Origin of the sequence: Nostoc sp. (assembly GCF_036917515.1) — a bacterium.
Classification (GTDB): domain Bacteria; phylum Cyanobacteriota; class Cyanobacteriia; order Cyanobacteriales; family Nostocaceae; genus Nostoc.
On record NZ_JBALDE010000161.1, the window covers coordinates 40,970 to 55,301 of the forward strand.

Genomic DNA, 14,332 nt, shown 5'->3' on the forward strand with positions numbered 1-14,332 from the left:
CTGAAGTCTTGGTTGTATGAACTAAGACTTTTTTTAATTGGTTGGCAATCTTCCTAATAGCTACTAACTATGGTTTATATCATGTCCGGTTAAAGGCTTATCATTAAGAACACAGTTATTGCTGGGGGAGAAAGAGTTTTCAGATTTTTGCACAGATGCAAGAATCATAACTAATCAGCCGGACATGATATTACTATGAAACAATATACAGTTAATTTACAGTAAAAATTACAATTTTAAGTGTAACTGCTAATCGTGCTAGGTTTTATAGGCGTTTTTTGATAAAAGTAATCGTTTTAATTTATGACATTCTCTAACAATATAATCAGGAAAAATTACGAAATAGCTCTGATATCTGTTGTCACACTCGTTCTATACCCATGCCGAAAGTTAAGGAAGCAAACCTAATATCATGTCCGGTTCAAGACTTATCATTAAGGCAGCAGAGGGGAAGATTTTTTGGGTTTATGCATAGATTCGGGAATCATAACTAATTGGCCGGACTTGATATAATATCTTCTTCCTGTTAACAGTAATTGCATTCAATAATCGAATAAGAAGTGCAATTTTAAGTACCTCCCATTCGATCCCTAGTAGTGATGACAGAGCGCTGATTTCGATTAAACAACCACAAAATTGTTTTCGGTTAGTGTTACACTACCAGAGAATTGTGCAAATTTTACTTGAGCAAATGCACCTGCACTGCCATCTTGGTCAAAATACAATGCACCTGTAGTGAAGTCATAGATAAATCGTTGATTGCTTGTCGTTGCAGATATTCCGATAGTAAACTGATTAGCTGAGAGTGAAGGTGTTGATAACCCGCCACCAAAACCAGCAGCCGATACCTGAATCAGTTCATCAGTGGCTTTGAAGTTATAAATAGTATCAATTCCTTCATTGTAACTATTGAAACCAAAGGTTTTAGTATAACCCTCATACCCTCCATAAAGGATATCATCACCTGCACCTGCACCGCCAATAATCGTATCATTGCCAATATCGCCCCCAGAGATCGTATCGTTGCCATTACTTCCCACAATAAAGTCGTCGTTATATGTACCTGAGATATTTAATTGTTCGATATTTTTATAGTTAAGTGTCCACTTCGGCAATGACTGCTGCTGTTGGGTTCGTTCCTTTACCAATGCCACCGAAATCGCTGATGGTATTAGTGTCGCTGTAGTCGCCGTAGTCGGAAACAAATGTAAATATATCCTTGCCGCTTTCACCAGTCAAAGTATCGTTGTTATTGCCCCCTAGTGTATCGTTACCGTTGGTTCCAATGATATTTGCCATAACTTGCTATTTGACTAAATCGATTTTTTCAGTAATTTCAGTTGTCAATTTGCAGTTTGTGCTGTTTTGAGGTACAAAAATTCACCGAAAACTGTATACTTTATACGTCTCCTTTGAGGATCAGTAAATTTATTGAAGATTCACTCTTTGACTGGCTTTATCCTACTTAGATGTCTATGCCAAAATAACTATCTTTACATAATATTCACATTATCAAGAAAGACGGTCTTGCTGGAGGCAGGAGGAATACTGTTTCCTGCTCTCTGTCGCGACCTCTCTCTCATTGAGCAAGGGTTTAAAACCCCCACCAAATTAAAAATTTGGTAGCTCTTGTTCAGGAAGGGTCTGAATCTTTAACTGAACTAAAACATAAAAGCCTTCTGTCTCCAGCAAGACTGCCTACTTTAATTAGCAAGAAATGTATATATAAATACTGAGCTTTGTGCAATCTTCATATTCTTTTAGTTTATAGGCAATAAGAAAGCCCAAAGTAGTAGGGAAATACTTGAAGGAGTGATATAAAATACATATTTTCCGTTGCGATCGCTGGGTTCGCCTGAGTTGGGTTACACCTTATGTTCAAGATCAATTGAATCTAAGCCAGAATCGTTAGAGGTTACTAGAATTACAAACGCAGACATGATCCAACTCAGCCAAGAACATTTGCAAACCATCTGCACCCATGCCGAAAGCACCTACCCAGATGAGTGCTGTGGTATAATTTTGGGCTATCTGGCTAATGAGGGCAAAACTGTGGTAGAAGTCATGCCAACAGAAAATGCTTGGAATACAGAAGCGGCTGCTGAGTTTTCAGGAGAACGCACAACAGAAAGTAAAAGACGGCAATATACGATCGCACCCGAAGTTATGTTAAAAACACAAAGGGAAGCACGCGATCGCTCACTGAACATTATCGGCATTTTTCATTCTCATCCAGATCATCCTGCTATACCCTCAGAATGCGATCGCTTATACGCTTGGCAGGGATACTCGTATATAATAGTTTCCGTCCAAAACGGCAAAGCTGGAGAACTCAAAAGTTGGAGCCTTGATAATACTCATCAGTTTCAAGCAGAGGAAATTGAAAATATAAAATAACTGGCTTAGTTTAAAGACAGTTACTCATCACGGTTTTCGCCGCTATCACAGATGAAAATTCGTCTTTCCCACTCCTATTTCTATATAAGATCCAATTTTTCGATAGGATTAATATTCCGCTTTCCCACATCATAACTGCTATGCTTAATCCCAATCTGGACGAAATCCAGTTGACCAAAGACGATTACGAACGCTACTCCCGACACCTGATTTTACCGGAAGTAGGACTAGAAGGACAGAAGCGCCTGAAAGCCGCTAGTGTAATGTGTATCGGTACAGGTGGATTAGGTTCACCACTACTTTTATACTTGGCGGCGGCGGGTATTGGACGCATCGGGATTGTCGATTTTGATGTTGTCGATACTTCTAATCTGCAACGCCAAGTAATCCACGGTACATCCTGGGTGGGTAAACCCAAGATTGAATCGGCAAAAAACCGCATTCACGAGATTAACCCCTATTGTCAGGTTGATTTATACGAAACTCGTCTGAGTTCCGAAAACGCCCTGGAGCTGATTCAACCTTACGATATCGTAGTGGATGGTACTGATAACTTCCCCACCAGATATCTAGTTAACGACGCCTGCGTATTGCTGAATAAACCTAACGTCTACGGTTCAATTTTACGCTTTGAAGGGCAAGCTACTGTATTTAATTACGAAGGTGGCCCTAATTATCGTGACCTTTTCCCAGAACCACCACCACCAGGAATGGTTCCTTCTTGTGCAGAAGGTGGCGTATTGGGAATTTTGCCAGGAATTATTGGTTTAATCCAGGCAACTGAAACTGTTAAAATCATTTTGGGACAAGGCAACACTCTTAGCGGGCGATTGCTGCTATACAACGCCTTGGATATGAAATTTCGGGAGTTGAAACTGCGTCCGAACCCAATTCGCCCAGTGATTGAAAAGCTGATAGACTACGAAGAATTCTGCGGGATTCCACAAGCTAAGGCAGAGGAGGCAAAACAGCAGATGGAAAGTCAAGAAATGACCGTCAAGGATTTGAAGGAGTTGTTGGATAGCGGTGCGAAGGATTTTGTACTGCTGGATGTCCGCAACCCCCATGAGTACGATATTGCCAAAATTCCAGGTTCAGTGTTGGTGCCCTTACCAGACATTGAAAATGGTAATGGCGTTGCTAAGGTGAAGGAAATATTAAACGGTCATCGTTTAATTGCTCATTGTAAGATGGGCGGGCGATCGGCAAAAGCCCTCGCCATTCTCAAGGAAGCCGGCATTGTCGGGACAAATGTCAAAGGTGGAATTACCGCTTGGAGTAAAGAAATTGATCCGTCAGTTCCGGAGTATTAAAAATGCACCGCTTTCTTTAAAGAGTAGATGAGGGAATGAGGAAGACAAGGGGGACAAGAGGGACAAGGTAAAATTTTCTCCCTTATTTCCCCCTTCCCCCTTGTCTCCCATTCCCCACTCCACACTCCCCATCTCCTTATGACTACCTCAAAATCTCATTTCAATATTTTATGGGTGCAAGTTTGGGTGTTGGCAGCGGTGCAGGGAGCAATTACCCTCTCGTGGTTAATTTATAATATCTATTTGCCGCAACTTCTGACTCAATTTGGTTTTCCGCCCTCATTGGCAGTTGGTTTGGTGCTAGTCGAAAATGCTTTGGGTGCGGTGCTGGAACCAGTGATGGGTGGACTTTCAGACCAAGCTAGGCGCTGGGTAGGAACTCGGTTTCCTTTTATCTCAGTAGGTATGATTCTTGCATCGGCTTTGTTTGTTGCCATACCATGCGTTGTAAGTTTGATCCCGCCTACTATTGTGATGCGATCGCTTTTACCTATAGTATTGGTAGCTTGGGCTTTGGCAATGACAATATTTCGCTCTCCAGCCATGTGCCTATTGGGAATGTATTCGACACCAGCCCAGTTACCTTTAGCAGTAAGTTTTGTCACTTTAGTAGGCGGTGTAATTGGGGCTTTTAGACCGATAAGCTCCAAGTTTATTCTAAGCTTAGGCCCAGTTTATACCTTTGCGATCGGTTCTTTTGTGATACTAGGGGCGGCGGCTATGTTGCGGTTAGTCAATCCGAGAGAAGCACCAGTGGATAGACACCAAGCAGAAACAGTAAAGTTGCCTTTACAGAAATTGGCTTTGATTTTAGGAACTGGTTTCGGTGTTGCGTGGGGTATCCGATTTCTCATGGATGTCTTGGGTAAAGTACTCAAGACCCAACTGAATACTGATAATATTGATGTGCTGATGGTGTGGATTGGAATAGCGATCGCAATTGCCAGCCTCCCAGCTGGAATTTTCGCCGTCAAAATTGGTAATCGTCAAGCAATGCTTTGTGGAATCTGTGCAATCATTCCTTCGTTATTGATAATGATATCTGTGGGCGCACAAATTCCGATAATTATATTAATCGTTGCTAGCTTTAGTTTAATTGTCAACGGGGTAATTCCTTTTGCTTTGGGGCTAGTACCCCAGCGGTGGGTGGGATTAGGAGTTGGGACGTATTTTGGTGGGTTTGCTTTAGCTATGAGTTTGTTTGGCGTTATATTTCCTCAACTGCAACAAATAACACCTTTTGTTGGTGCTCTTGGGGGTGGATTAGCATTTTTCCTGGCTGGTGTTTGCATTGCGGTGAGTGGCATTTCTAAAACGCAGAGTAATACAGAGGTTTAATGCATCGGCGCTTCGACTTCTTGCAGGGTAGGTACGCAAAGTTATTCTCTGCGTACCTCTGTGGATGAAACCTAACTTTCTTAATTAGGAATTACGAATTAGTTACAGGTTTCACCTGACTTAACAAACTGTGCAGTTTCTCGCCTTCAATGACTTCTGTTTCTAAGAGTTGAGTAGTGATCGCTTCTAGCAAGTCTCGATTCTGTCTGAGAATCTCTAGGGCTTGTTCGTGGGCTGTTTCCACGATTTCCTTGACTTCGATATCAATGGCTTTGGATGTATCTTCACTTACCGCCCGCCGAGGATTAGTAGCACCATTGCCCAAAAATGCTGCTTGTTGTCCTTGTTGATAAGCTAATGGTCCTAAGACTTTGCTCATACCATAAGTTGTTACCATCCGTTCTGCCAAGTCAGTTGCTCGTTGCAAATCGTTGGAAGCACCTGTGGTAATACTGTTAAATACAATCTCTTCGGCGGAACGTCCACCTAACAAAGTTGCAATCTGACCCCGCAGTTCATCTTCATTCAGCAAAAAGCGGTCTTCAGTTGGTAATTGCAGAGTGTAGCCCAAAGCAGCCATCCCACGAGGAATAATCGAAATCTTTTCTACACGACCGTTTCCTGTTGTCAGCGCCCCCACCATTGCGTGACCAACTTCATGGTATGCAACAATCTTTTTCTCAGTGTCGTTCATCACGCGACTCTTCTTCTCTAAACCGGCAACTACCCGCTCAATTGCTTCGGCAAAGTCTTCTTGAGCAACCTTTTCACGCAGATTGCGCGCTGCCAATAATGCGGCTTCGTTTACCAAGTTTGCCAAATCTGCGCCAGCAAAACCAGGGGTACGAGTAGCGATCGCTTTTAAATCTACATCATCTCCTAATTTTACCTTTTGAGCGTGAATTTTGAGAATTGCCTCACGATCAGATAAATCGGGACGGTCTACTAACACTTGGCGGTCAAAGCGGCCTGGACGCAGCAATGCAGGATCTAGTATTTCAGGGCGGTTGGTAGCAGCTAGTACAATTACCGTTGTATCCCCAGCGGCAAACCCATCCATTTCAGTTAGTAATTGATTGAGGGTCTGTTCTCGCTCATCGTTACCACCGTAGAAGCCGTTACTACTACGAGACTTACCGATCGCATCCAATTCATCAATGAATATAATACAAGGAGCTTGTTTTTTGGCTTGTTCAAATAAATCTCGCACTCTAGAAGAACCCACACCGACAAACAATTCTACAAACTCGGAACCAGAGATACTGAAAAATGGAACTCCTGCTTCTCCTGCTACGGCTTTCGCTAAAAGTGTCTTACCAGTACCTGGAGGGCCAACTAACAACACACCTTTGGGAATCCTAGCGCCAATTTGCGTAAACCGTGCTGGAGTCTTAAGGAAATCTACAATTTCTACTAACTCAGTTTTCGCTTCTTCTACCCCAGCCACATCTGCAAAGGTGATTTTAGCGGATTCGCCTTCAACGTAAACCTTAGCTTTGCTCTTACCAATGGAAAGCGCACCTTGAGGGCCACCACCGCCACCACGGGCGACAAAGAACTGCCAAATACCAATAAAAATCAGTGGTGGAATCACCCAACTTAAGAGGGTTGTAAACCAAGTATTTTTGGGTGGCGGTGTAGCAGCAAACTCAACTCCCTTTTCTTCTAGCAGTTTGGGTAACTCTAAATCAAAGATTGGTGTAGTTGCAAACACCTGGCCCGGTTCGGAATTTTCTGTTTTTAGTTGGTAAATAATCTGGTTTTGACCAACGGAAACGCGGCTGACTTCCCCTTCCTGTACTTGATGAATAAATAGGCTATAGGGAACACCAGCAGGGCCAGAAGCAAATAAACCAGGCAAAAATAAATTTAAGAGCAGGAATAGTCCTGATACTGCCAGTAATATATTAGCAACCATCCGAAACCGAGGTGACTTAGGCTGTTCTTTAATTCCCATAGATGTTACCAATCCTTAAAATGAAAACTAATTTGAAAATTGTGTATGGGGGAACCACTGCGGTCTTTTCCCAAAGGGAGAGGCTAGCCCCAAGGGGTTTCCCCAAGTGGAGCAAGTGGCGTCATTGGGCATTGGGTATCGGTTTTACCCAGCCTCCCTTGTTTCTCATTTTCCTTAACGCTTTGAGAAACTTGATTAAAGACTGGTCAAAATGCTGGTATATTCGCCCAATCTAAGCAATGTCAACGATGGGCTGTGACGCTCATGACGCTTGCGACGCTCGCAGACTTGCTATCGCCCTTGGCATCTCCCTTTGGGAGATGACTCTAGAGCCAAAGGAGAAGACTTGCTAACGGTGACACAAAGTTGTTCAGCTTGTCTTGATCGTCAAGGATACTACCGCTTCTCATAATTTCCCCCGTTTAGCAATGTTTGCAGCATTTTTTTGTTTATTTATGTAACTAAACTTAACAATTTAATTAATCTTTGGGAACTAACGAGCAAATACGGTTTACCGTACTCAAAGAATATGCAGAGATTGGGAGATGCAAATAGAAATCCCCCACAAAGAGTTATTCTGAAGCCTTGGCGGAGCTTTCCTTGCTCCACTCCTGAATTCTGACTTTTGGATTCTTCTTCAATAGACTTCTTGTATGAATCAAAAGCCCTCACCCTAAATCCCTCTCCCAAGCTTGGGAGAGGGACTTTGAAATTGGCTCCCCCCCAATTTTGGGAGAAAGAGTTGGGGGATGTAGCGAGCTTCCCGCAGAATGGGCGAATTTTGCATTTGTGCAAGAGGTCTAATAATTCCACTTGCAACTCTGGAACTGCGTTCTCCATATATGCGGTTCCTCTATCCATTAATGTCCATCATTAGACCAGTGGGGGCGATCGCTAGATAATTTAATCACACCATAGGAACGGCCAACTTGCCATAAAGTAGAATTTTCATAACTCGTTCGTGGCTGATTAATATTAACTGTAGTTCCACTAGCGTTTTTGATATTTAAGGTTCCTGACCAAGTAATTTCCCAATCAATTGCTAATCTTTGGGTATGACGAGAGGTAAGAACAGGTCGAAAAGCAATATTATAAGCAGACACCATTTCTTTAGCAGCTTGGATAGAACCAGCATTGGTATAATGTAGCCAATTAATATCTACATTAGGCATAGGTGGAACATCTTTGGCAGCAATTTCATTATTACTAATACGGAAAGCATAGTGCATTAAATAAGCTCTTTCTGATGGGCGGAATACTGAAGCAATATCGATATTAGCTCCGGCATTTTTTAAGGCTTGCTCAAAAGCTTGTACTTTTTGACGGAAGGGAGAAGCTAAATCATCAATTAAGTCGCTGTCTGGGAAAAAATTAACCCAGGCTTTTCCACTCAGTCGTTGTCTTAATCTTTTGGCGTATTCAGTTATGTTGTCTAAAGCCAACTCCAAATCAATGCCAAGCTTGGTTTTTGTTGTATTAGAAAGCTGTTGAGCTAACTCGGCTCGAAAATTGACGTCTCTTATTTTATAAGTTTCGGCTAGTCCTTTTGTACTGTTGGGGCCAAAGTCCCCATCAGCTACTAACGGCGGATTCAAACGACCAATCGTTGTTAAACTTTTTTGTAAGTCCTTGACCTCATTCTCTCCAAAGTTAAGATAGGTTAAGAATTTTTTTCCGGCATCGGTATAGATAGCGAAATAAATTGCAAAACCTTGCTCTATCGCTTTTTTATAAGTAGCAGTATCGACAATTCCCGTTACTGTTAAAGCATTACTAGTCTGATAATCACGAGTTGCTTGAGCTGTAATATTCCCAAAATCTCCATCAACGGCAGCAATAGGGAAGTCATAATCTAAAAGAAATTTCTGCCAAGCAGTTACAATCAGCCCTTCGGATTTTTTCTGGAGAGTCGGAAGTTGCAAAGCTTGAAGTTTAAAGCTCATAGTTTTTATTGAGTGAAATAATTGTTTTCAGTTAATTTTTCTGTCACTATTCGTTGTACAATTTCAGTTATGACCGCTGCAAATTTTGGTATCTCGTACTTCATTAGAGCGATTGGAGTCCAAGAAACGCTGTCTTGCAAAACCCACTTTGGATTATAACATCCGTAGTTATCTAGCTTTTCTCACGGATACTTAAAATAGAAACAGCAATCTCTTTGACTTGTTGACTAACAGGGTCAGAAACTTTCTGGAGGTCAGCCAGAGCGAATTGCGTAGACTAGCAAAAACCGCAGGCATCGCCCATACTATTGTCAAAGATCCGCCAATTCTGATTTTTGATGAGGATACCTCTGCGGTAGATAATGAAAACGGAGCCCTGACTGGGTGACAAAGAAGCTACAAAGCAGACTGGATAACAGACATAGCACAATGATGAATAACCTCAAACTTTCTGTAATTTAAGTACCGTTATGAACTTTATTTTTCTTGCTGAAGGGTTAACACCATCTATCATTCCTATCCTGACACTAATTGAACACAAACCAGAATTAATAGTAGGATGTGTACTTTTAGGACAGAATGAAAAAGGAAAATTACCAGACTGGTTTACTGATTCAACATTAGCTGATAATTCGGCAAAAGAACTTTTAGAGTATGTGGATAATAAAAAAATGTTAATGGGACTAGATATTTTTTTAGTTATAAAAGAGCAAAATTCTTTGCTACAATTTAATGTATTAGCTGCTGTTGGTTGTTGCAATCTTAACTACAGTGGAGAAGGTGGCAGAGGAGGCAGATGAGTTTTAGAACTTCTGGCTAAACATAATATCCAAACACACCCTGCAAAAGTTCGGCGCCCTACTCGTTATTGGCAATCCTTAGCCCAGTGGCATGAAGAGATGAAAAGCGCTTTTCAAGAAGGTTTCGGTACAGTAGCTAAAAGTTGGCTCCTGCAATGTTGGGGTTTAGATGCAGTTAGATACTAACTTAATAAAGGTATTTTATCAATTCAACACACGGTCTGAAGTCAGCCATAAAGTTGTTAACAACTTTAACTTTTTCCTCTGTTGTCGATGACAATCCCAAAGCTTTTCTAACTTGGCTGACTTCAGACACCCGCCTTAGATACGATCGCTATTTCTTCGACTTTTGCATACTTTCTCTAGTTGGAAAAGAAATAGTTTTGGGTAAAATTCCTTTATTCTAATTTCTTCTACATTGCTTTCTCCATTCCCAAGGTGGAATTGAATTAGGATTAGCCCATATTCCAATGCGATTCTGTTTGCCTATTTCCTCAGCTAACCTATGCCTTCATGGATGTTATATTTTTAACTAGAGAGATTGTTCAACAAAAAAGTGTGCGCGAATATCTCTAGCTAGATTCATATCTAATCTTTTTTTTACCTTAAAACGGTTACACTCCTCTATTTGCTTTGCTTGCGTCCCTTTGTCACTCTGTCAAACCAGAGCGACTATTCAAAAATCTTTGGCTATGATTACCCAAAATCATACAACCATAGTGATCGCTCATCGCCCTATACATAGACGCCTCTATCCTTTTGGTCTTTTTGTGGTATCTTGCGGTCAGTTGCTAGGCGTAATACGTTAATTAAATTCATCCTATCAGGTGAGTCTAATGGGTGAGGTATAACAAATACGAAGTATTGTACCTTGAGGCTAGAAATGGTTGTTTAGCACCCCAATTTCTCGGCTCAAAAATTAGGAAGTAAATAATGACTGTAAACCAAATTATTGGAGATTCAAAATATCAGATTTTTGCTAACTTTGGAAAACGTTTCTTTGCTTGGATGATGGCTACAAGTAGCAGCAAATACGATAAAATTGTCAGCGATCGCAAACGTTATCTTTTTGCTAATCTTCAAGGTAAAGTGTTAGAAATTGGTTCTGAAATAGGCGCTAACTTACCCTACTATCCTAAAAATATCCACTGGATAGGAATTGAGCCAAACCCACATACGCATTCCTCTCTCCAAAAACAAGCAGAAAAACTGGGTTTAAATATCGACCTCCGCATTGGTAATGCTGAATGGTTAGATGCCGAAGATAACAGTATAGATACTGTTGTTAGTACATTAGTTTTGTCCTCAGTGCCGAATATAGATTATACATTACAGGCAATTTTAAGAGTACTTAAACCAGGTGGACGCTTCTTATTTATTGAAAATGTCGCCGCACCTCAAGGAAGTTTATTACGACAAATACAAAACACAGTTAGTCCGATTTCAAAAGTGATAGGTAATGGTTGTCATCCAGATAGAGAAATTTGGATAGCATTGGGAAATGCTGGTTTTAGTAGCATCCATTATGAGCGATTTGATGCACAATTGCCAATTGTTAGTACTCAGATTATCGGTGTAGCGACAAAGTGAAAGAACTTTTAGCGGTTGCTGAATAAAAATATTAAATAAACCCCTGGCTAAAGCCGTGGGGTTTATGAGGTTTTCCAGCAGAGATTTTATGGATTCTCGCGCAGGAAAGTGTCAATATCGTTTAGTTCCTGCTGATTAAGGCGAAAGTCTCCAGCACCAATGATTCCTTCCACCTGTTTGGGATTGCGTCCACCAACGATCGCCGCAGTTACCGCCGGATTATTTAAAGTCCAAGCGATCGCAACTTCGCCTGGTGAGCGATCATGTTGTTTACCAATGTGTTGCAACACCTCAACTAACTTCAGGTTACGAGATAGACGTGGCTCTTGAAACTCACTATTGTTTTTGCGCCAATCATTATCTGGAAAATTAGCAACCCGCTCAGGTGTCATCTTTCCTGTAAGCAAACCAGATTGCATAGGTGAATAAACAATTACACCTATGTTGTTTTCCTTAGAAAAAGGCAGAATCTCCTTTTCGACATCAGGCTTCACCAATGAATAAGGCGGTTGCAATGACGTAACTGGTGCAATCTCCTGGATACGTTTCAACTGTTCAACATTGAAGTTTGAAACCCCGATATTGCGAACCTTACCCTCATCCTTGAGCTTGGCGAGAGTCGTCCAGCCTTCTTCAATTTCTGAGTCAGGGTTGGGCCAGTGGATCTGGTAGAGATCGATAGTTTCAATGTTGAGTCGGCGCAAACTGGCTTCAACCTCATCCCGCACAGAATCCGCCTTCAGGCTATGACCAATTTCGCCCTTTTCATCCCAGATTATTGAGCATTTAGTGAAAATGTAAGGGCGATTAGATCGACCTTTGAGTGCTTTAGCAACAACCTCTTCAGAATGCCCTAGACCATAGACAGCTGCGGTGTCAATCCAATTAACGCCGAGGTCAAGAGCGCGATTGATCGCTGCGATCGATTCTTGGTCATTTTGCTCTCCCCAGCCAAAAGCCCACTCACCTCCACCAATCGCCCAGGCACCAAAGCCGATTGGGGTAATGTTAAGCTCTGAATTACCAAGCTGCTTGGTTTGCATATCTACCTTCTGCAAGAATTTTTGAGTCAACTGCTACTTTAAGCTGCAAATATTCTCTCAACAGCTATCTGAAGTATGACTTACTACTAGCGTAAATATCACAATCAATCACTACTTGTGTAGGATTACTAAATCTTAAATGTTATGTTGATACAGCACTTTGCAAGTAAATGAAGTACATTCCTCCCCATTGTTATACATACTACTCATACACTAAACTTGCTCGAAGATAGTAACAGTTGTCAGTGTCGATCAAAATAGAGAAGTAATATGTCAGAAAATTTAAAAGGTAAAGTTGCGCTGATTACAGGTGCAAACAAAGGTATTGGGTATGAGATTGCCCGCCAATTAGGTTCTAGAGGTGCTAATGTTCTTGTTGGTGCAAGAGATATAAAACGTGGTGAAGAAGCGGCGAATAAACTTCGTTTCAGCCAGGTCAATGCCCAAACAATTCAACTTGATGTGAGCGACCAAAAAACAATCGACTCTGCGGCTAAACAAATCGAGAGCGAATTTGGAAAACTTGATATCCTTGTGAACAATGCTGGAATACTAAGTGATGGCGATCGCCTTCCACCCAGTAAAGTTGATATTGAAACATTGCGACATACTTATGAAACGAATGTATTTGGATTGTTTGCAGTTACAAAAGCGTTGTTACCACTGTTAAAGAAATCAAAAGCTGGGCGAATAGTTAATTTATCAAGTGGTTTAGGTTCTTTGACTCAGAACTCCGATCCAAATTATGAATTTGCTGATTTTAAACTTCTTGCTTATAACTCATCAAAGACAGCAGTGAATGCAATCACAGTTTTATTGGCTACCGAACTTAAAGACACCCCAATTAAAATCAATGCTGCCGATCCTGGTTTTACAGCAACTGACATTAATCAATACCAAGGGTATCGCACTGTTGAGCAGGGTGCGATCGCAGCAGTAAGACTAGCTACTCTACCTGAAGATGGTTCTAGCGGAGGTTTTTTCGATGAAGATGGTGTGGTTCCTTGGTAAAAATTAGAGGGCGTTAGACATGGGTTATTCCCCTTATCTCCCATCGTACCTCTACGGGGAAGCAAGCTAGCAAAAGGATCATTACGAATTACTAAATTTACCGAATATTAACTTCTTGAAGATAATTTACTTCTTGAAGATATTTAACCTTAGTAATTAAGTTTTTCGGGAGGAAGAAATTTGTTTTTTTCCCAGAATCTATATTTTGATTGTTAGTCAATATGCGTTGTTTTTGAGTATACTCATTCAATTTGATTTGAGCTTGAGTATAAACTAAAGTATCTTGGGGAATATTTCTCAGAAATTTTACAGCTCGCTGGAAATCACCAATAGATGCTTGTTTATTAGCTTTCTGTAAAAAGTAAGCTGCTCTAATCTGCCGCTTTCGATTGTATTCAGCTAACTTGTCTTGAACTAAAGCACCTGCATGACTTTCTTGAGGAATTTCCCGTAAATATTGTAATGCAGCCGAAAAATCTTTTTCAGCAGCTTTTTCGTAAGCTTTTGCTAATAAAGCTTGCGTCTGTATTTCAATATTTACGGAAGCTTGCTGAACTATTTTATCTATTTTAGATTGCCAATATAAAATCTTTGGAATTTTAGCAGCAGCATGAATAACATCTGACCATTTGCTCTCATTAAAAGCTGTTTGTGCAATTTCGTATTGCTGTGCAGCTACTTGCCATTGCTCTTGCCATTCTTCAATTGTAGCCTGTGCTTCTGGATAAACATTGCTGTGGGAGGGAATTGATTTAGCGAGTGCGATCGCTTCTTCCAAATCTCCTGCTTGATATTCTTTTGTGGCTTTATATAAAGTATCTGTTTCTGAGTATGCAGGTGCATTATTAAACCATGTCTATCTTGAAACCCGTAGTTTTTCCTCATCTTCTTCAAGGTGATTTTTCACCCACAAGCGCTCGCAAATTTCAAAAGGATGGGA

The 14,332-nt window shown here is 41.0% G+C and carries 13 protein-coding genes and 1 pseudogene; 8 read left to right on the forward strand and 6 right to left on the reverse strand.

Features of this window, described 5'->3' with window-relative positions:
• Positions 1–620 precede the first annotated feature (620 nt).
• Both V7K89_RS21165 and V7K89_RS21170 read right to left on the reverse strand, forming a co-directional pair.
• Positions 621–1,154 (reverse strand): hypothetical protein, encoded by a 534-nt coding sequence (locus tag V7K89_RS21165; RefSeq protein WP_335190578.1) that lies wholly within the window; start codon positions 1,152–1,154, stop codon positions 621–623.
• Positions 1,096–1,299, reverse strand: a complete 204-nt coding sequence (locus V7K89_RS21170; RefSeq protein WP_335190580.1) for a hypothetical protein — start codon at positions 1,297–1,299, stop codon at positions 1,096–1,098. Before V7K89_RS21170 ends, V7K89_RS21165 begins: the two co-directional genes overlap by 59 nt.
• 639 nt (positions 1,300–1,938) lie before the next feature.
• On the opposite strand from V7K89_RS21170, the gene V7K89_RS21175 reads away from it, so the two are divergent.
• From V7K89_RS21175 to V7K89_RS21185, 3 genes are all read left to right on the forward strand, one after another.
• Positions 1,939–2,397, forward strand: coding sequence for a M67 family metallopeptidase (locus V7K89_RS21175; RefSeq protein ID WP_335190582.1), 459 nt, complete (start codon positions 1,939–1,941; stop codon positions 2,395–2,397).
• A 140-nt stretch (positions 2,398–2,537) separates the two neighbouring features.
• The gene (gene moeB, locus V7K89_RS21180) at positions 2,538–3,710 is read left to right on the forward strand and encodes a molybdopterin-synthase adenylyltransferase MoeB (RefSeq protein WP_335190585.1); all 1,173 of its coding nucleotides are present in this window, start codon (positions 2,538–2,540) and stop codon (positions 3,708–3,710) included.
• Between the two features lie 138 nt (positions 3,711–3,848).
• Positions 3,849–5,048: an MFS transporter gene (locus tag V7K89_RS21185; protein WP_335190587.1), complete on the forward strand. Its 1,200-nt coding sequence runs from the start codon at positions 3,849–3,851 to the stop codon at positions 5,046–5,048.
• 91 nt (positions 5,049–5,139) lie between these two features.
• On the opposite strand, the gene ftsH4 is transcribed toward V7K89_RS21185, so the two are convergent.
• Entirely contained in the window at positions 5,140–7,005 is a 1,866-nt protein-coding gene (gene ftsH4 / locus V7K89_RS21190; protein WP_335190589.1) for an ATP-dependent zinc metalloprotease FtsH4, read from the reverse strand.
• Positions 7,006–7,276: 271 nt separating this feature from the next.
• Between ftsH4 and V7K89_RS21195 the strand changes: the two genes are divergently transcribed.
• Positions 7,277–7,417, forward strand: coding sequence for a hypothetical protein (locus V7K89_RS21195; RefSeq protein ID WP_335190591.1), 141 nt, complete (start codon positions 7,277–7,279; stop codon positions 7,415–7,417).
• 448 nt (positions 7,418–7,865) lie between these two features.
• Here the strand turns inward: V7K89_RS21195 and V7K89_RS21200 are convergent, their stop codons facing one another.
• Entirely contained in the window at positions 7,866–8,948 is a 1,083-nt protein-coding gene (locus V7K89_RS21200; RefSeq protein ID WP_335190593.1) for a peptidoglycan-binding domain-containing protein, read from the reverse strand.
• 470 nt (positions 8,949–9,418) lie between these two features.
• Between V7K89_RS21200 and V7K89_RS21205 the strand changes: the two genes are divergently transcribed.
• From V7K89_RS21205 to V7K89_RS21215, 3 genes are all read left to right on the forward strand, one after another.
• Positions 9,419–9,748 carry a hypothetical protein gene (locus V7K89_RS21205; protein ID WP_335190595.1) on the forward strand — a complete coding sequence of 110 codons (330 nt, stop codon included), beginning with the start codon at positions 9,419–9,421 and terminating at the stop codon, positions 9,746–9,748.
• A gap of 239 nt (positions 9,749–9,987) precedes the next feature.
• Positions 9,988–10,155 (forward strand): hypothetical protein, encoded by a 168-nt coding sequence (locus V7K89_RS21210; RefSeq protein WP_335190598.1) that lies wholly within the window; start codon positions 9,988–9,990, stop codon positions 10,153–10,155.
• A gap of 526 nt (positions 10,156–10,681) precedes the next feature.
• Positions 10,682–11,338, forward strand: a complete 657-nt coding sequence (locus V7K89_RS21215) for a class I SAM-dependent methyltransferase (protein WP_335190599.1) — start codon at positions 10,682–10,684, stop codon at positions 11,336–11,338.
• 86 nt (positions 11,339–11,424) lie between these two features.
• Here V7K89_RS21215 and V7K89_RS21220 read toward each other — a convergent pair whose 3' ends face one another.
• The gene (locus tag V7K89_RS21220) at positions 11,425–12,381 is read right to left on the reverse strand and encodes an aldo/keto reductase (protein WP_335190601.1); all 957 of its coding nucleotides are present in this window, start codon (positions 12,379–12,381) and stop codon (positions 11,425–11,427) included.
• A 270-nt stretch (positions 12,382–12,651) separates the two neighbouring features.
• Between V7K89_RS21220 and V7K89_RS21225 the strand changes: the two genes are divergently transcribed.
• Positions 12,652–13,392 (forward strand): SDR family oxidoreductase, encoded by a 741-nt coding sequence (locus tag V7K89_RS21225; RefSeq protein WP_335190603.1) that lies wholly within the window; start codon positions 12,652–12,654, stop codon positions 13,390–13,392.
• Between the two features lie 97 nt (positions 13,393–13,489).
• Here the strand turns inward: V7K89_RS21225 and V7K89_RS21230 are convergent.
• Positions 13,490–14,239: pseudogene (locus V7K89_RS21230) on the reverse strand (serine/threonine protein kinase); the annotation flags it as partial.
• Between the last annotated feature and the right edge of the window lie 93 nt (positions 14,240–14,332).

Bases quoted from the DNA above. Each gene is read 5' to 3' on its own strand.
- V7K89_RS21170 (WP_335190580.1), bottom strand. From the start codon at position 1,299: ATGGCAAATATCATTGGAACCAACGGTAACGATACACTAGGGGGCAAT.
- V7K89_RS21175 (WP_335190582.1), top strand. From the start codon at position 1,939: ATGATCCAACTCAGCCAAGAACATTTGCAAACCATCTGCACCCATGCC.
- moeB (WP_335190585.1), top strand. From the start codon at position 2,538: ATGCTTAATCCCAATCTGGACGAAATCCAGTTGACCAAAGACGATTAC.
- V7K89_RS21185 (WP_335190587.1), top strand. From the start codon at position 3,849: ATGACTACCTCAAAATCTCATTTCAATATTTTATGGGTGCAAGTTTGG.
- ftsH4 (WP_335190589.1), bottom strand. From the start codon at position 7,005: ATGGGAATTAAAGAACAGCCTAAGTCACCTCGGTTTCGGATGGTTGCT.
- V7K89_RS21200 (WP_335190593.1), bottom strand. From the start codon at position 8,948: ATGAGCTTTAAACTTCAAGCTTTGCAACTTCCGACTCTCCAGAAAAAA.
- V7K89_RS21205 (WP_335190595.1), top strand. From the start codon at position 9,419: ATGAACTTTATTTTTCTTGCTGAAGGGTTAACACCATCTATCATTCCT.
- V7K89_RS21215 (WP_335190599.1), top strand. From the start codon at position 10,682: ATGACTGTAAACCAAATTATTGGAGATTCAAAATATCAGATTTTTGCT.
- V7K89_RS21220 (WP_335190601.1), bottom strand. From the start codon at position 12,381: ATGCAAACCAAGCAGCTTGGTAATTCAGAGCTTAACATTACCCCAATC.
- V7K89_RS21225 (WP_335190603.1), top strand. From the start codon at position 12,652: ATGTCAGAAAATTTAAAAGGTAAAGTTGCGCTGATTACAGGTGCAAAC.